Genomic DNA, 17,024 nt, shown 5'->3' with positions numbered 1-17,024 from the left:
GTTCAAAAAATCTGAACTTTCTAACGGGATCCGGGTGGTGAGCGAACTTCACCCAGGGTCCCGTGCCGTTTCTATGGGTATTTGGGTTTTGACGGGGACGCGGGATGAAACTCCTGAGGTTGCCGGCATTTCCCACTTGCTTGAACACTTGGTTTTTAAAGGAACCAAGACTCGTTCCGCCTATCAAATTGCAAAATCTTTGGAAGCTTTGGGTGGTGAGCTGAATGCTTACACCACACGCGAGTACACCTGCTATCACGCTTTGGTCCTGAAGGACCATTGGGAAAAGGCGCTGGATGTTCTGGCGGACTTGGTTTCCAACATGAAGCTGGTGCAAAAGGAATTCGACCTTGAAAAAGGTGTGATTTTGCAGGAAATCGCCATGTCCGAGGACAGCCACGAAGACATGATCTATGACGTGTTCTATGAACAGGTCTATGGCAAGCATCCTCTGGGACGTCCTATTCTGGGGACGCCCGTGTCTGTGGCGCGCATGAAGCAGACTCAGGTGATGGATTATTACCGTCGTAACTATACTGGCAAAAACATCATTATCAGTGCTTCAGGTTGTATCGACCATGAAGACCTGATGGCCGGTATTCAAAAACGCCTGGGATCTAAAAAGAAAAGTGAACTTAAAAACACCCGTCGTGTCCCGCGTTGGCTTAGCCGACGTCATGTCGTTGAAAAGCAGGCCGAACAGGTGCATATGCTGTTGGGGTTCCCGACAGCCAGTTTCCAGGACAAACACCGTTTTGAAGCGGTGGTGACCAACACTCTTTTGGGTGGCGGTATGACCTCGAAGCTGTATCAAAGTGTTCGTGAAAAAAGAGGCTTGGTGTATTCCATTCACTCCAGCCTGAACACGAACATTGATTCCGGCATGCTGACAATCTATGCCGGAACGGAAGCCAAGAACGCCCGTAAGGTGGGGGATTTGATCTCCAAAGAGTTTGCGAAAATCCGCAAGCAGGGTGTGACCAAGGCTGACGTTGAAATGTGTAAAACCCAGATCATCGGCAGCATTCTGCTGGGATCTGATGATATTGAAAACCGTATGACCTCTTTGGCGGTGAATGAAATGGTGTTCGGTAAATACCGTGCCGTGGAATCCGTGATTGAAGAAATCAAAGCCGTGACGGTGGATTCCGTGAATCACTATATCCGCCATGAACTGGATTTGGATAAAGCATCCGGTGTTCTGTTGGGACCTGAAGTGAAGTCACTGGAGTCCTGGTGGAATGATCTGAAACTGTAATTTTAAGAGCGAGGATTGAAATGCAAAAGTTGCCTGTAAAAATCAAAAAACTTGAAAACTTCCGTGGTGAACTTCCAGCTTATCAATCTTTGGGGGCCAGCGGGTTTGATGTTCGCGCGCAGCTTGCCGGGGCGGTGACTTTGAATCCGGGCGAAAGAGCCATGATCCCGACAGGATTGAGCTTTGAAATTCCACTGGGTTATGAAATCCAATCCCGTCCGCGCAGCGGTTGGGCTGCGAAAAGTGGTCTGACAGTTCTAAACACTCCGGGCACGATTGATGCTGATTATCGTGGTGAAGTAAAAATCATCGTGATCAATCTGGGGAACGAGCCTGTTGTTATCAACGATCAGGAACGTTGTGCCCAGTTGGTGCTGGCGCCGGTGATTCAGGCCCAGTTCGAGGTCGTGGATGAACTGAGTTCCACAGAGCGTGGGGCAGGTGGTTTTGGCTCCACGGGCCGCGCTTAAAAATTCCTAGAATTAGGAATCCATTCCTCAAAAATCCACAAAAACATCCGGGGAATGGCCTTAAAAGACATATATCGGATCTGGGGTCCGGAATACCCCTTGCTTTGGGAGGATGCTGACAAAAGGAGATATTATGTCAGCAAAAAACACTTTCAAATTATTTATGCTTGCGATTTTGTCCGGACACCTTCTGGCGTGCCAGGGTTCCGGTGGAAACACTTCTCCGACTCCGACAACTGGTGGGAGCGAGGCTCAGGAGGTCAACCCGCGCCGTGTTCTGGCTGAAGGCGTGGTGATCGAAGTAAAAAAAGTCGCGGATCTTCGCGAAGACCGTTCCAATTATTCTGAATTTAAAAACAACCTGAATATCTATGAAACGAAGCTTTCGATTCCGGAAAGTCTTTACGTCAACCAACTTGAAATCAAACGTTCGTTTTCCTCATTGGCAGTGAATCCGGCCTATGAATCCATTTCCAAAATCGACGCCAAGTATGTGTCCGGTCAGTATGTGATTTCGGATCGTCTGGATCTTTGGAAAAACGATCACGCTCAAAAAACAGTCACTTACAGAATCTATTCCAAAGAAAAGCTGATTGCCGAAAGCACTTATACTCTGTTGCCGGATTTGCTGGTGTCCTCTGAAAGCAAAGTGACAACCTTGCAGTCGTTGGGAATTTCCTCTGGCGCTTATAAGTTTGGAATCATCTTTATCGAAAAAGACAATGTCTTGCGCACAGAAGGTCAGGAGGTTTATCTGGAAGCTGGTCGTCTGTATGCGGAAGACACAGCCACGATTGAAACTTTCTCTGCTGAAGAGGCAGAAAAAATTCCGGCCCCGGGGCAGGTGGGTAAAAACGGCGGCTATCTTTCCTTGAAGGCTGGCTATGCGATGGGAGATTTAAAACTGCACATGCGTGGCACGGCTGGCGGGGAAGGTTTGCCAGCGGCAGCTCAGACCGGGATTGGAGCAAAAGGGGCTCGTGGTGTGGATGCCACGTCCCGCAGAATGTGTGAACCCGGTGGTGGTGTGTTTTTGATGGCACCAGAGCTAAGACGTGGGGCCACTTTTTGTGAAATCATCTGCACCAGACAGCCGACCAATGGTGGTGCCGGGGCGCAGGGGCCTAAAGGTCTTCGTGGTGGCATGGGCATGATTGGTGGGCATTCCGGTGCAGCAGACATTGTCATCGCCAAAGGCCCGTACTTTACTGCAAGCCTGTCCGCGGAAGCGGGCTTGGGTGGCCTTGGTGGAGCTGGCAGCGAAGGCGGTAAGGGCGGCGAAGGTGGTGATCCGGGATCGACTCGCGGAGATTGCAGAACGGCTTCAAAAGGTCCTCAGGGTGCGCTCGGTGAAAAAGGTGATATGGGATCTTCCGGTCCTCGCGGTGTGGAAGAGCGCAGTTCAATCACAGTTGACGGTCATTCAATTCTGTAAGGAGTCTTGAAATGAAAAAGCAACTTGTCGTCTATTCAACCGCATTGGCCCTGTTTATGTCGGCTTGTGCTCCCACAGAAAAGGGGGCGCATACGGCCGGACCGAAGAAGCAGAATCTGAATCAATATTCTGGCTGGGAACAGTTTCAAAAGCTGATCTATTCTGAAAATGCCAATTTGCCTTTGGCCGAAGCTTTGCGCTCTTTGTTGCAGGAACAAAATCCGGAAGTGTTGGGATTACTAAGAGCCCAGTTGGAACAGGGAAAGGCTTTGGCCTTCCCTGAGGAGATCAGTCAAAGATGGGACATGGCCAAGAAAAGCATTATCGTCGGGGATTCTGGTGCTTTGGCCGACACCGATCTTTTGCTGAATACCTTGAATCTGAATCTGGACGAGGTTCAACGCAGTAATGCCTTTCATCATCAGTTGGAAGGTAAAATGGCGGGATTGGTTCAGTCGGTGGCCCTGCGCAACCTGCTGCAAACGTTCAATGAACAAATTAAGAAAGACAGCCGCGATATCGCGGTGGATGTTGTGGTGAAAATCAAAAGAAACCACCCCGAGGTCTTGGATAAGATCGATAAAACCAAAGCCATTGGTGATCGTTCCGCACAAATTGAGCAGATTGTGACTTACCTAAAGCAGGCCGATTATCTGTTCTACCAATATGGATTTAGTGAAGACGATCAGGCGCGTCTGGCTCTTTACACGGCGGTGGCGGGGGCCATGGCTTCGGTTTTGACGGAGTCAGCGACAGTGAAGGTATTGTTGGCGAATGTTCAACAGATTCGCGATGTGGCGGAAAAAGCCAAAAAAGTGGTCGCTTTGGCCGAAGCTTTGGGGAAATACAGCCAGTCATTGAAAGACGATGCTGTTGTGATGGGCGGATCTGTCAAAAATATCTATGGTAAAATCAAAAATCTGACAGACAGTATTGAACTGTCGTTGTCGGATTCCGGAAAAATGCAGGCGCGTGAGATGATGGATGATCTGCTCAACGGTCGTGCTGCGACGATCCCTTCCCCGGAGGTTGCGTCAGAGCTGGAAAAGACCGGATTCTTTCAGCGTAAGAGAGAGCTGGATTCGGACGTGCAAAAATTTGTGAACAGTGCCGAAAATGCGTCCAAGTCCCTGGATAATATCCTGAAGACCACCATGCAGGTGACAGACGTTCTGGGTATTAAGTTGGACCCGGGGGTAACCAAGGCCATCGATACTGCCATGAAGATCAATCAGGGCATTCAGGCGGTCAGTGCAATTTCCAAAGCCTTTAGTGCGGGTGGTTTTGTCGGGGCCTTAGGCGCTTTCTCGGGCGGTCCTGCGACGATGGCACTGGCGGCTTTTGGTGGCTTGGGTGGCGGCGGACCGGACCCGGCTATTATGGCGGAACTGGCAGCAATCAAACAAAGTCTGGCTGAAATCAAAGCCATGCAGAAAGAAATTCTGGAAAACCAAAAGAAGATGATGGTGATGATCAAGGATTTGGCACTGATGATGGAGGAATATCATAGAGAGCAAATGATGCTTATCATGGACACGCGCGAAGAGGTGCTGAACAACCGTAGCGCCCTGACGGAGATTGATGAAAAATCATTCCGTTCCTGTGAGGCCATGACGACGTTTGCACTGAGCAAGGCTCCATCTTACCGGGCCTCTGCGAAAAGTTCTTTGAGCATCTCAAATATGGATTTGGTTCAGGGGATTATCCGTGATGTGACGACGTCGCGCAAAGAGCTGATGCAATTTATCAATAACGGTTCTTCGGAAAACTTCAAGACCTGTCAGCAGGAAATGAGCACGGTCTTTATGACCCGGGATTTCCGTAAATTCAGCCGCGCGGCCTGGACGGATGAAAAAACTTCCGGCGAAGAGGCAAAAGACGGCGGTCAGATTGTTAAAAGATATTACGCCCCGGCGTTTAGTTATCTGCAGGAAGTGACAGTGGATAAAGAGGCGCGCTGGAAAAAGCTGGGACTGCATCTGCCGGTGCTAAACGTATCCGCCCTGGTCTCTAAGAAATCCCGTTATGTGGATCAGCCGGGGAAAATCAGCAATCTGATGGAGCTGCAAAATCTGACAGCAACTAACAAACTTGAAAAGTATGTGACCGCCTTGCTGGTTCTGCACCCTTATTTGACCGTGGATTATGAAGACTGGAACTCATCTTTGCAGGATGTGCTGTCCGCAGCAGTCACAGAGCAGACCCGAGAACGCACGCGGCAGTTATTGAGCAATGCTTTTGAACGAGTGCAGATGGCAGTTGCTCAGGAGGCTTTGCTGGCCGGGGAACCGCTGTTGCCGAACTTAAGCCTGCATTGGGCGGAACTAGTGAAGGAAAAAAGTCAGTGCGGTAAAGATCACGAAAAATTCTGTTTTGTGCGTGAAAACAGTCTGATGATGCGAAATCTTTTGACCTATGTTCTGGTGCAAAGAACCGGTGTGATTCCGAATACAGTGGAAGCTTCAAGAAAGCGTCAGGAAATCTATCAGCAATGGTTGAATGACCCGGCAGTACTGGCGCAGGTGCTAATGGTGCCGAAAGAGGCGATTGTAAAAGATGAAAAGGGCAGGTTGAATCTGGTGTTGGCAAAAGGTGACGCTTTGAATATAGCGCTGCCTGAAGCCGAAGAGGTGGCGACAGGGCACCTGCAGTACACCGAGGCCATGTCCCGTATGATTCAGCTTCAGCATCGGGTGGCTGATGAGCTGGCCAAGATTTCTTCTTTGGGATACACGTCTCAGGAGCAGGAAAAACTCGCCAAAGCGATGTTCTTGAAATAATAAAAAAGGGGACAGGTTCAGTCTGTCCCTTTTTCTTTAGCCCAGTCGCTCCAGACGACTGATGTCGATGCGGTTCCAAAGCCAGATGATAAACACAATCGCGAACAGTATTGTGACCAGTCTTAAAGACCGGCGCTTTTCCATCTGGAAGTTTTCTGTCAAACCCACGGCCATCAATAAAGCTGTGAAGGCAAACCCCACCAATGTGATTGGGGGAATCAATTCAGAACCCACTTGGAAGATAAAAAATGGAATGTTGGCAAAAAGCAGCAGGGTGAAGATCTTGCGCAAGGAGCACGTACGCTTTTCAAAAACCTGGAAGTAATAATAAATAAACAAAGAGCCAATGAAAGTCGTCACGATTCCCACGATAGGGGAAACAATGATCCCGCCCATAATGCGGTAAAAGTTCGGTGGTACAAGGCCTGTCAGCACTCCGGAAATAATCGACAAGGCCACCAACGTCATCAAAAGCAAAGGCCAGTTCCAGTCCGGCAGGGTTTTGATTTTTTCGATGGGATGACGAAGGTAATTGATGATGTAGCGGACGACCTCTTTGGTCATTTCAAAAGAGGGCTGTTGCTTGTTCGGGGTGACGTCTCTGTAGTCGCTCATAGGAATATCTCACCACCACGCATTAAATCTGGCAAGGTGTATTTAGGAATCGCGCAGATCCATCTCCGCTAAAGTTTGAGCTCTTTCCAACAACAATAATGAATTGTTTAAGGCGGATTCCGGTAAAGCCCCCAAAGAGCTTAAACTGTTTAAGTTCTTCCGGCGCACAAACTGCTTGTGCAGATGATAGCTGATATTTAAGAAAACACTGCCTTTCGTAAAGACCGGCATTTCAATGTCCGCAGTCGGAATGGGGAAGGCCTGTAAGCCCTGAGGGCTGCTTTGTTCGGGATCAGTGATCTCGGTGATGCTGATCACACTGGCAGAGCGGCGCTGACGCAAAAGATCCTGAAACTCCAGCCATGTCGGAGCATCCACTACCAGGTGAAAATGACGGCCCAGATCTTCTTGCTGCTTTAGGAAATGTTCAAAGCGTTCTTTGCGCAGGTTTGTTTTATTCCACGGCAGATGCAGGGTGAAGACCTCATAACCATGTTCGGCCAGAAAGGCCGTGTATAGATTCCAATAGCTGCTGAAATAAAAAATAGAACGAGGGCCGGTGACAAACAGCAAAGGCCAGCGAGTCAGCAGACAATTGGGTTTAAGTTCAAAGGCAATATCCTGCCGACGGCGGGCGCGATTGCTGATCAAAGCCAATCCCAGAAGAAACACAGTTGTCGCCATCGCCAAAAGAAGAATATCCACGCGTTATTATATTGAGATCCCTTTGCAAAAAGCAAGAAGGGGAAATTAGAAGCGCTTCAGCCACTCCAGCAACGTCAACACCACATCCGGTCGCTCGTCAGTCTGGCGCAGTTCGGTGCGGATGGACCATGGACCGCCAAGGCGGCGACGGACCGTGAATTGTCTTTCTTCTGAAAAATCTGATCCCATGCTAAGTGTCGTACTGTCATCCAGGCGAACGCGCGCGGTATAGGACTTTGTCACCGGATTGTAGCTGACCGACTGAATGGGCGTGGATGACAGGAACAGCAGCGAGAACAATCCGAAAGCCCCGTCCGACATGGCCCGGCTCATGCTGGCGGTGGAGTTGACTTCCTCTTCGTTCAATTCATCCAGTGATTTGTTAAACAAAAGCACTGACACGATTTGCTGACGATTCAAAGGAGGGTCGCTTTCAAACTCAATGCGTGGTTTTTCCAGACTGCCCAGAAGTAAAATACGAATGTCCACTTCCGGATTGGCATAGTTGATCTGACCGGATAGTTCCGGTACGTGGGAGTTCGCATGGAAAATCAGGTCCACGTTCTTAACCACAGCCTTCTTACGGAATATTTCAAACGGGAAACTCTGCACGGCCACGGTGCCCTTCATCAGGCCGCTGTCCTCGATGTGCAGATCCATGGCGACCGGAATGTTTTGCGGCAACAACGACGACAAAATTTGAATTGGCTGTGCGGTTTTTACACCCACGGTCCAAGTCAGGGCGAAAGGAAGCTTGTCCTTCAAGGCTGAACTTGCCTTCGCTGCCGGAAGTTGTTGGATCGTGGGCTCGGCCTTAAGAACGAAACGTTTATCGGGCAGGGCCTGTGGTGGGGGTTCCAGACGCAGCGGTGGAGCCTCTAAGCGAATGTCTTCCAAGGTGCTTTGTACAGTGACGTGCATGCCGACGGGCTTGGGCATGGGGCCTGAGGTTTTCACTGTGACTTCAGTTTGCGTCCATAGTTTTTGTGTCTTTGAGGCCAGCCTGGTTTGAAGCTGCGCCGTGGCCGACAGCGGGGATTTTAAATCCGGCAGATGAGCTTCAGCCTGCAAGAGCACTTCACCTTTCAGGACATGTAAGGGGGCGGGAATGGCATAGGGTGTTTTTTCAAATAGATCTTTCCACACCGTAAAGTCTGGAATTTTCAGATTGGCGGTAAGATCAAACACGGCTTTTGCCAGTTTCGCTTCAGAGGAAAGGTCTGCGATTTCTGCCTCCCCTTGGGCGGACAGGGTGCCGGTCAGGAAGGCGGTTTCCCCTTCCAGTCCGGCAGAGCCTGACACCGTCAGAACTTCGGCATCACCGGCCCCTTGAGTGCGCAGTCGCACGTCGGCACTTAAACGAGTTTCGACGGTGTGCAGGTTTTGAATTTTCTTGCGGGGCTTGGCGGCCAGAACGCAGTTCAGTCGGGCTTCAGAGGGAAAACCTTTTTCCACATGCAGAGCGCTGACAATGTAACAGTCAGAAAGACGCAGCTCGCCTCCCAGCCATATTTTTTTGGAACTGGCCGGACCAGCGCGAAGCTCCAGTCTGGATTGAGACCACGTTAAGGCCACTTGCGGGCGGAATTTTTCCGTCAGCTTTTCAATTTTCACCTGAAATTCAGGGCGGGCTTTTAAGGTTAAAACTTCAGCCCATGCCAGATCCAATGGAGTCTGGATCTTAAACGAACTTGTGGTCACGGAAGTCCGTCCCTGCACAGTGAGTGATTGCGGATTCAAAATTCCTTGGGCCATCAGCGTGGCTGTGAAAGAATTTTCCTGAGAGGCCTGGGCAGTTATGGAAAAATCCACCTGTTCGCCGGGGGCGGAGTTGTTTCGTTGCAGACGGGCTGTGGCTTGCAGCGGGGGCTTTTCCGGCGAAAGCAGGCGGAACTGATCCAGTGTGATATTCAACTGTCCCAGTTTTTTTAGGTCCAAAGCACGTGGGAACAAGCTGGCAAAAGAAGGCAGGCGCAAATCTGGTAACAAAGAAGTAGGTTCTGTCGGTTCGGTTTTTTTCGGCAGTTGCAAATCCAGATGGCTGATGTGCAGGCTGAGCTCACCCAGATTGGTCAAAACGGGTTTAAATCCCTGTACGGCAAAGGACACATCAATTTTGACCGTGGGAACGCAGGTGGAAAGCTGGGGCTTGTATTCCACACAAAGATCGGCGGAGTTTAACAGCACACGCTTTTCATTCCAGCGCAGGTTTTCAAAAGTCACATCCAGTTTTTCCCACTGAACATAAAGCTGCGCGGGGGCGTAGGTCAGAGCTTTTTTGATATTGTTTTCAGTGATGATCAAAGAAGGATAGAACCAAATAATCACCACTGCTGCCACCATGACAGCGACAAGGAAAGATAGAACTGCACTTGCAATCAGCAGAGTGTTCTTGAAGATTTTCATCCTTAGAACTCCTTCCCGAAGCTGATAAAGAATTGATAGCCGGGATCAATACTGCTGGGGTCGCGATCCACGACAAAGCCGCGTCCCACGGTGCCGCGAATGGTTCCAATCGGAGAGCCCCAGCGCAAACCCACACCCGGAGAATAGTAAATCGCTGAGTCCAGTTCCGCAGCCAAAATACCGGCCTTCGCCGCATCCACAAAGATCAGCGGTTGCAAGTTGTAAGGAAGAATGTCACTGGCCCGCAGTTCCAACCCCTGATACAGCACCGTTAAAAAACCGTTGTCAGAAGACGGCAGTTGTTTACGGGCAAAGCCACGCAGGTCGGCGTCTCCCCCCAGAAAGAAGCGCTGAGTGACCGGAATGTCCGGACTGTCATGAAGGCCATCAGGCAGCAGGAAGGTTCCGGCCCAGCCTCGCCAGCCTAAAATCAAAAATGGTGGATCCCATTCATTCAGATTCCAGATCACCTGATGGCGCAAGGTCACGCGATGGATGTTGTCTTTGGAAAGGGCTCCTTGCACCTGCGAGGATGCATTCAAAGTCACACTCCAGCCATCTTGCGGATTGGTCAGGAAATATTCGTACAGGTGACTGGTTAGATTGATTTCTCCGGCGATACGAAGGGCATCAATTTGATAGGGCTCCGGCCCACGCATAACATCGGTGCGCTCTAACAACGGCCCCAATTGCGCCATGCCAGAATATGGTAAAGCTTCCCAGCCAAAGGCCAGACTTGTTCCCAGTTGATAGGTCATGGCCTCATAAGAGCTTTCTGATTCACGTTTGATCACAGCGCTTGTAAGCAAATGCAGGCGGGAGGTCAGATCCGAGGAAAAATAATGACGATGTTTCCCGGTCAGAGTTTGCTCCAGCAAGGAGGTAAACAAAGAGGCTTCCAGATTGTCTGCCGTTTCATTCAGACGGGCTTGTTTTAGTGTCGAGCGAAACAGTGCGCCGCCTTCAGAATCAAATCCCAGCCCGAAAGTCAAAAGACGGGGTTTGGCCGGGATCATACGACGAACGATTTCCACCTCGCCTTTAGCGGTGCAGGTGATGTCGTAGTAGGTGCTAAGGTAAAGGTCTTCCTGCAATACACGGTTGGAGGTGATTTCCAGCAGGCGGATGTCAAAAGGAGCACCGGGGAAAAAGGCCGAGAAACGATCCAGAATCGCGGGGTTTAAATCCTCTTCGCCGACAGTGATGATGGCTCCAAAGTGATAGGCTGGGCCGGGCTGCACGGTAAGATCAAATTTTTCCTCCAGTACCAAGGCCTGCGCATCGACACGGGGGCAGGGATGGCCGTGTTCCTGCAAACGGCGGCGGGCCCAGTTGGTGATTTCGTCCAAAGTCGCCGGTGTAAAAGGGCGGTTCTTGACATAGCGACGCTTGCGCCAGTTCCACTGTGCCGGGGCATTGTGAACTTCCAGCGACTGCAAGGTGGAAAGGGGCCCCAGCTCCACGTTCAGGCTGTCGGCTGTGGTGGTGAATGTGGATTGATGATAACCCCGGCTTTGCAGAAAGCCTTTCAGAAAAAGAATGCGTTGGGAATTTGGCATATTCTGCCAGGCCGGGCTTTTTGCTGAACCGCAAAGCCAGTCGTGTTCGGTGTCACTGAATTCAATTTTTTCAGAACCTTCAATACGGATGCCGCACAGACGGGTTGTTTCAGCCTGCGAGGTGAGCGCAAAAAATGTAGAGAAAAACAGCAGAGACCAAAAAAAACGCATGCCTAGAGTTAACAGGTCTTGGGCATGCGGGCAAGTTTCTGAATTACAAAGAAGTGTTTAGGCGGAACGCGAAGTCAAAAGAGTTCTTGTCAGATGTGCTGTTCACCATGGCGGTGTGGGCACTTAGTTCCGCACCGATGGAAAGATGCTTGTGAACCTGAGCACTGAAGCCCGTGGAAACAATCAAGGAAGGGGTGGTTTCATCCACATGGATACCCTTGGAAGAGTCTGAAAAACGCAGGAAGCGGTTGGAAAGGCCGGAGCTGATGGAATAAGACCAGATGCTTTCCAGGCGGTTGGTGTAACCGATTTTCAAATCCAGTTCACGCAGGGTCATTTCCTCGTTGCCGGAAGAGGTGACGCCGTAGTTTTTAAACACACCTTCGGAATACCAGTTCGGGGAAAACAGATCCATACCCAGCGACAACTGAATGCCGTTGGCGTGGCGGTTGAAGTTTTGATTGTGAGTGGAAATGTTCGTGAAAGAATTGGCATAACCAATCCCTGCATGCAGGCGAACATCGTCAAAAGAACTTTCAGACTTGCGGGCGATGGTGTTCTTTTTGGCGCTCAATTCGTTCAGAAGATCGTCATAGCTGACCTCTTCATAGTCAGAACCGTTGGAAGCGGCCTGGACCAAGGTGGGAGCGGAAAACAGAGCACAAGCGATCAAAGCGAACTGGATTGTTTTAATGATTTGCATACTCCTATTCTAGCAAGGCTTTGTCATTTTTCAAAAATTGATCTTTCGTTCTGGACCTTGTTTTTGGCACACTAGATATATGTTGTCGTTCTTTCACACCCGTCATAACTGCTATTGTGCCTTTTGCAAAAGTCCGCGCCGAATTTATCGTCGCAAAAACATCTCTTTTATGAATGTGGTGGGCAGTGCGCTGGCTTCGCTGGTGCTGATGTTCGCGCTTTGGCAGCAGTATGACCCGCGTGTCTTGATTGTCTTCGTCATCTGTCTGGCAATCTCGGAAGTGTTCGTTAAAATTCGCTGGAGACTGTCAGTGGTTTGCCGCTCTTGCGGGTTTGATCCGGTTCTGTATCTGAAGCATCCGGAACAAGCTGCAAACAAAGTGAAAGAGCAGTTGGATCAACGTCGCCAGGATCCGAAATATTTGCTCGCAAAGCCATTGAATTTGCCCGCAATTCCCGCAGATAAAGCGAAGGCTCTTCAGGAAAAGGGCAAAGGCCGCCTGGTCTCCAGATCCATTTGAGCAAAAGATTGCAAGTCGGGGCTCTTTATGACAGCTTAGAGCCATGAAAAATCTGGTTGTCATTCCTACGTACAATGAAAAAGAAAACATTCAGGCGCTCGTGCCTGCCATCTTTGCCCGGAGTCTGGGCGTGGAAATCCTGGTTGTTGATGACAACTCTCCGGATGGGACGGGTGCTATTGTACGTGAAATGCAAAAAAGCATGCCGCAGCTTCATTTGCTTTCCCGTCCGGGCAAGCAGGGGTTGGGGAAAGCTTATATTGCGGGTTTTCGCTGGGCCATGGATCATGGCTTTGAAGGCATCGTTGAGATGGATGCGGATTTTTCCCACCGACCGGAGGACCTGGGGCCTTTGTTAAAGACGATGCAGGCCAATGATTTTGCTGTGGGTTCACGTTATGTGCCGGGTGGCCGCACCGTGAATTGGGGCATCATCCGCAAAATCATCTCCCGCGGGGGCGGAATTTATTCACGCATGATTTTGGGTTTCCCGCTGAATGACTGGACGGGCGGCTTCAATGCGTGGAAGAAGGAGGTTCTGCATGGAATTGATTTGTCCTCTGTGGAATCCAATGGCTATAGCTTCCAGATTGAACTGAAGTACAAGGCTTTGAAAAAGGGCTTCAAAGGGGCCGAGTCTCCGATTGTTTTTGAAGACCGTCGTGTTGGACAAAGTAAAATGTCCCTGAAGATCGTACTAGAGGCGTTCTATCGTGTTTGGCTCATGCGTTTTAAATAGGGCTTTGGCTGCTCTGCTGCTGGTGTGGCTGTTGCCGTTGAGCGTGTGGGCTCAGGCACAGCAGGCGACCGTCGTTATTGAAGGCGCGATGGTTTATCAGGATGCGGATTTCGATGCGCCAGTTATTTCCACTTTGAAGTTGGGTGGTGTTTACAGTGTTTCCACCAAGAAAAAAGGTCCGTTTTACAAGATCCGTCTGAAGCCGGGATACACCGGGTGGATTGCAGACACCGATGTGAAGCCCGGGGTTATCAAGGTGGCCATTCCTGAAAAAACGAAACCCGAGCAGGAAGAAAAGCGCAAGAAGCCTTTCTTTGCAACTCGTTATCGCGGGCCTGTTTTGCAATATACAAACTACATGGAAGACACCCTGGGCAAAGAGCGCACAGACGGACTGCTTTTCTATGGAGCAAAGATTCACGGTTTTAACACCATGTTCACGGGCGAAATTTACACCGACGCCAATCTTTTATTTTTCTTCGGGGCCCCGTCTTACTATCAGGATTACACCAAACGTTCGGCCGACGGATTTATTTTTATTGCCGACTTCCTTTTGCAGACGGTGATGCCTCAGGGGAAAAATATGCTTTTCTTCTATGGGTTTGGGCCGATGTTTAAATATTCGCACTTCAATCTGGATGTTCCCAGCAGCGGCTCGACGGTAAGTTATTCCGCCGACGACATGACCTTGGGAGCTGTCTTTGACCTTGGGGCGGCTGTTCGCATGGGAAGCTGGTCCTTGCGCGGCGACGCAAAATACTACTGGGAGCGCACTAAGTACCTCGCGTTCGGCCTGAGTTTTTCCCACGATTTCTGACGCGCAGCTTCGGAAAAAGTAAGCAGGTACCTTTTGATGGACCTTTGACTTGAGGGGGGAGCTCATGCAAATTCCCCCTATGTCGATTCAGATTTTATCTCCTGAAGTAGTGGACCAAATCGCCGCAGGCGAGGTGGTGGAGCGTCCGGCTCATTTGGTCAAGGAACTTGTTGAAAACAGCATAGACGCCGGTGCGACCCGCGTGCACGTGGAGTTTTTCGACGGAGGCCGTATTGTCAAAGTTATTGATAACGGCAAAGGCATGTCACCGGAAGATCTGCCCAAAGCTCTGGAACGATTCGCCACCAGTAAAATTTCAAAAACCGATGACCTTTGGAGCCTGCGCACTTTTGGATTCCGTGGGGAGGCTCTGGCCAGTATCGCCGCGGTCAGCAAGTTGACGCTGACTTCGCGCCGTGAAGGGGACGAACAGGCCCATCAGTTGATCAGTGAATACGGACGAAAAAAAGATCTTGATAAAGTCGGCGGTTCGCAGGGCACGACGATCCTGATTGAAAACCTTTTTGACAACACGCCGGCACGTTTGAAATTCCTGAAATCAGATTCGGCGGAAAACACCGCAATCAAAACAACTTTGAAGGCGATGGCTCTGTCCCATTTCGATGTGGAATTCCGCATTCAGGAAAACGGCAAACTGGTTTCCTTCTGGCCTGCTTGCAAAAATCGCAAGGACCGGGTGGAACAAATTCTTGAAATCAAACCGCTCTTTGAAGGTGAGGCCGTGCGTGAAAATGTGCGCGCCTATGCGGTGTTTGCTGATCCTCACAATGTGGCGAAGACCTCTAAAAATATCTGGCTGTTTGCGCAGAATCGCTGGATTCAGGATCGCAGTCTGCAAGCCGCGGTGAACGAAGCTTACCGAAATCTGCTGATGCACGGGGAATATCCGATTGCGGCCGTGTGGGTGGAAACAGATCCGGATTGTGTGGATGTGAATATTCACCCGACCAAATCTCAGGTGAAATTCCAGGAGCCTTCACTGGCCTTCCGTGCGGTGGCAGGTGCTTTGCGCAGCACTTTGGAACAAGCGCCCTGGATTGTGCGCAACACGGAAAGTACGATTCCGGCGACGGCACCTGTTGCCGGGCATGCGGTGATGGCGTCCATGCCTCAGCAAAATCTGAGCTTTCAGGATAAGTCTTTGGATGTGACTCAGTTCCAGAAAAAAGAATTCAACTTCCCCAAGTCCGTTTCTCCGTCTTCAGTGCAGCAACCGCAGACGACGTATCAGGCCCTGGCGGAAGCGGCCAGTGATCGTGAAAGCTTTGCTCCGGCGATGACTTCGAGCTCTGCGACGGAAGCCCCGATGGGCTATTGGTCCTCGCTGGAGGTTTTGGGCCAGGCAAATTTGACTTACATTGTGACCCAGTCCCGGGAAAAAATTGTTTTTGTCGATCAGCACGCGGCCCATGAACGAGTGGTGTTTGAAAAGCTGATGACCGCCTGGAAGGGCGGCAAGATTGATATTCAGGACTTCCTGTTCCCACTGGCAATTGACATGTCTCCGGAAAAAGTGGAGGCGCTGTTGGCGATGGGGAAAGAGATCGAACGACTGGGCGTGCATATTGAAGCGCTGGGGCCGGGAACGGTCGGCGTGAAGGCGGCTCCGTTGATGATCAAGGAATCCAGCCTCAGTGCCGTTCTGGATAAAATGGCAACCGAGATCGTCGATCAGGGCGGCAGTTATTCTTTGGAACGCACGGTGGGTGATATTTGCGCGACGATGGCCTGCCATTCTGTGGTGCGAGCCGGGCAGTCCCTGAGCCATGATCAGATGAGAAATCTTTTGCGTGATATGGATATGTTCCCGCTTTCCAGTTTCTGCCCGCATGGACGTCCGGTCAGCGTGGAATATCCGTTCTATAAACTGGAAAAAGATTTCGGACGAATTGTTTAGATGGCACAGAGGCACGTGATCTTTGTAGTGGGCGCAACCGCGACTGGAAAGTCGGAGTGGGCGTTGAATCTTGCCCGGGAATTTGATGGCGTGATTGTGAACTGTGATTCGGTTCAGGTTTATAAAAAATTGGATATCGGATCGGCCAAGCCCTCGAAAGCAGAGCAGGCTTTGGTGCCGCATTATCTGCTGGATTACGTTTCCGCACCAGAGGAAATGACTGCGGGAAATTACTGCCGTGATTTTTACGAGGCCTTAAAAAATATTCCTGAAGAAAAACCGGTGTTTGTCGTGGGCGGCACAGGTTTTTATTTTATGGCCATCGAAAAAGGCATGTACCCGGTAATTCCAGTGCCTGCGGAAATCCAAAGTCAGGTTGCAGAGGAACTGCAAACAGAAGAGGGTGCTGTACGCCTGCATGCGGAAATGACAGCGGCGGACCCTGAATACGGTGCCAAGATTCATCTTTCGGACCGGTATCGGATCGGGCGAGCGGTGGAGCTGATTCGCAGTCAGGGAAAAAGTGTCACCCAGATTCAACGGGAATTTGAAGTTCAGCGTGCGCCGTTTCCGTATCCGTTGTTGAAGATCGGCCCGCAGTGGGACCGCGAGGTTTTGCGGGAGCGCATCCGGGTGCGAGTGCAGAATATGATGCAGGCCGGACTGGTGGCCGAGGTGCAGGGGCTTCTCGATGAAGGTCTTGCTGCGTGGGCCCCGATGAGCAGTGTGGGTTACAAAGAGACATTGGATTTTTTAAAAGGAACACTGAATCAAGAACAGCTCTTTGAAGAGATCGTGAAAAACACACATCAGCTCGCCAAAAGGCAGAGAACCTGGTTTCAACGAGACAGCGAGATTCAGTGGTTTGATGGAAGTTCGGGTTTTGCAGAGGCAAGAGCCGTGGTCGAGAAATTTCTCAAACCTTGAC

14 protein-coding genes are annotated in these 17,024 nt (G+C 50.5%); 9 read left to right on the top strand and 5 right to left on the bottom strand.

Annotated elements, in window-relative coordinates:
- The first annotated feature begins 37 nt into the window (after positions 1-37).
- The 4 genes from EZJ49_RS12525 (at position 38) to EZJ49_RS12510 (ending at position 5,943) form a co-directional block, all read left to right on the top strand.
- A complete protein-coding gene (locus EZJ49_RS12525; protein ID WP_262552502.1) occupies positions 38-1,258 on the top strand; it encodes a M16 family metallopeptidase in 1,221 nt (406 codons plus the stop codon).
- 20 nt (positions 1,259-1,278) lie between these two features.
- Positions 1,279-1,728, top strand: a complete 450-nt coding sequence (gene dut, locus EZJ49_RS12520) for a dUTP diphosphatase (protein ID WP_262552501.1) — start codon at positions 1,279-1,281, stop codon at positions 1,726-1,728.
- Positions 1,729-1,861: 133 nt separating this feature from the next.
- The gene (locus tag EZJ49_RS12515; protein ID WP_262552500.1) at positions 1,862-3,163 is read left to right on the top strand and encodes a hypothetical protein; all 1,302 of its coding nucleotides are present in this window, start codon (positions 1,862-1,864) and stop codon (positions 3,161-3,163) included.
- Between the two features lie 11 nt (positions 3,164-3,174).
- Complete coding sequence (locus tag EZJ49_RS12510) at positions 3,175-5,943, top strand: hypothetical protein (protein WP_262552499.1); 2,769 nt, start codon at positions 3,175-3,177, stop codon at positions 5,941-5,943.
- A 36-nt stretch (positions 5,944-5,979) separates the two neighbouring features.
- On the opposite strand, the gene EZJ49_RS12505 is transcribed toward EZJ49_RS12510, so the two are convergent.
- From EZJ49_RS12505 to EZJ49_RS12485, 5 genes are read right to left on the bottom strand one after another with little or no spacing between them, the layout of a single operon-like run.
- On the bottom strand, positions 5,980-6,558 hold the full coding sequence (locus EZJ49_RS12505; RefSeq protein WP_262552498.1) for a Yip1 family protein: 579 nt from the start codon (positions 6,556-6,558) through the stop codon (positions 5,980-5,982).
- 42 nt (positions 6,559-6,600) lie between these two features.
- Positions 6,601-7,263: a hypothetical protein gene (locus EZJ49_RS12500; RefSeq protein ID WP_262552497.1), complete on the bottom strand. Its 663-nt coding sequence runs from the start codon at positions 7,261-7,263 to the stop codon at positions 6,601-6,603.
- 45 nt (positions 7,264-7,308) lie between these two features.
- Complete coding sequence (locus EZJ49_RS12495) at positions 7,309-9,669, bottom strand: translocation/assembly module TamB (RefSeq protein WP_262552495.1); 2,361 nt, start codon at positions 9,667-9,669, stop codon at positions 7,309-7,311.
- Between the two features lie 2 nt (positions 9,670-9,671).
- Positions 9,672-11,399 carry an autotransporter assembly complex protein TamA gene (locus tag EZJ49_RS12490; protein ID WP_262552494.1) on the bottom strand — a complete coding sequence of 576 codons (1,728 nt, stop codon included), beginning with the start codon at positions 11,397-11,399 and terminating at the stop codon, positions 9,672-9,674.
- A 43-nt stretch (positions 11,400-11,442) separates the two neighbouring features.
- Positions 11,443-12,102, bottom strand: a complete 660-nt coding sequence (locus tag EZJ49_RS12485; RefSeq protein ID WP_262552493.1) for a hypothetical protein — start codon at positions 12,100-12,102, stop codon at positions 11,443-11,445.
- 79 nt (positions 12,103-12,181) lie between these two features.
- Between EZJ49_RS12485 and EZJ49_RS12480 the strand changes: the two genes are divergently transcribed.
- The 5 genes from EZJ49_RS12480 to miaA all read left to right on the top strand — a co-directional run bounded on the left by EZJ49_RS12480 (position 12,182) and on the right by miaA (position 17,023).
- Positions 12,182-12,622 (top strand): hypothetical protein, encoded by a 441-nt coding sequence (locus EZJ49_RS12480; protein WP_262552492.1) that lies wholly within the window; start codon positions 12,182-12,184, stop codon positions 12,620-12,622.
- Between the two features lie 43 nt (positions 12,623-12,665).
- Positions 12,666-13,361, top strand: coding sequence for a polyprenol monophosphomannose synthase (locus EZJ49_RS12475; RefSeq protein WP_262552491.1), 696 nt, complete (start codon positions 12,666-12,668; stop codon positions 13,359-13,361).
- Positions 13,336-14,178 (top strand): SH3 domain-containing protein, encoded by an 843-nt coding sequence (locus tag EZJ49_RS12470; RefSeq protein WP_262552490.1) that lies wholly within the window; start codon positions 13,336-13,338, stop codon positions 14,176-14,178. Before EZJ49_RS12475 ends, EZJ49_RS12470 begins: the two co-directional genes overlap by 26 nt.
- 64 nt (positions 14,179-14,242) lie before the next feature.
- Positions 14,243-16,096: a DNA mismatch repair endonuclease MutL gene (mutL, locus tag EZJ49_RS12465; protein ID WP_262552489.1), complete on the top strand. Its 1,854-nt coding sequence runs from the start codon at positions 14,243-14,245 to the stop codon at positions 16,094-16,096.
- Positions 16,097-17,023, top strand: coding sequence for a tRNA (adenosine(37)-N6)-dimethylallyltransferase MiaA (gene miaA / locus EZJ49_RS12460; RefSeq protein WP_262552488.1), 927 nt, complete (start codon positions 16,097-16,099; stop codon positions 17,021-17,023).
- Position 17,024: the final 1 nt, after the last annotated feature.

The organism is Bdellovibrio bacteriovorus (assembly GCF_025558485.1).
Classification (GTDB): Bacteria; Bdellovibrionota; Bdellovibrionia; order Bdellovibrionales; family Bdellovibrionaceae; genus Bdellovibrio; species Bdellovibrio bacteriovorus_G.
Note: the sequence above shows the minus strand (reverse complement) of the source record. Positions and strands in the feature narration are given on the sequence as shown.

What these genes read in the sequence shown, in the direction of transcription:
- mutL (WP_262552489.1), top strand. Translation starts at nt 14,243, where the DNA reads ATGCAAATTCCCCCTATGTCGATTCAGATTTTATCTCCTGAAGTAGTG.
- EZJ49_RS12480 (WP_262552492.1), top strand. Translation starts at nt 12,182, where the DNA reads ATGTTGTCGTTCTTTCACACCCGTCATAACTGCTATTGTGCCTTTTGC.
- EZJ49_RS12515 (WP_262552500.1), top strand. Translation starts at nt 1,862, where the DNA reads ATGTCAGCAAAAAACACTTTCAAATTATTTATGCTTGCGATTTTGTCC.
- EZJ49_RS12490 (WP_262552494.1), bottom strand. Translation starts at nt 11,399, where the DNA reads ATGCGTTTTTTTTGGTCTCTGCTGTTTTTCTCTACATTTTTTGCGCTC.
- EZJ49_RS12510 (WP_262552499.1), top strand. Translation starts at nt 3,175, where the DNA reads ATGAAAAAGCAACTTGTCGTCTATTCAACCGCATTGGCCCTGTTTATG.
- EZJ49_RS12475 (WP_262552491.1), top strand. Translation starts at nt 12,666, where the DNA reads ATGAAAAATCTGGTTGTCATTCCTACGTACAATGAAAAAGAAAACATT.
- EZJ49_RS12495 (WP_262552495.1), bottom strand. Translation starts at nt 9,669, where the DNA reads ATGAAAATCTTCAAGAACACTCTGCTGATTGCAAGTGCAGTTCTATCT.
- EZJ49_RS12505 (WP_262552498.1), bottom strand. Translation starts at nt 6,558, where the DNA reads ATGAGCGACTACAGAGACGTCACCCCGAACAAGCAACAGCCCTCTTTT.
- EZJ49_RS12485 (WP_262552493.1), bottom strand. Translation starts at nt 12,102, where the DNA reads ATGCAAATCATTAAAACAATCCAGTTCGCTTTGATCGCTTGTGCTCTG.
- dut (WP_262552501.1), top strand. Translation starts at nt 1,279, where the DNA reads ATGCAAAAGTTGCCTGTAAAAATCAAAAAACTTGAAAACTTCCGTGGT.
- miaA (WP_262552488.1), top strand. Translation starts at nt 16,097, where the DNA reads ATGGCACAGAGGCACGTGATCTTTGTAGTGGGCGCAACCGCGACTGGA.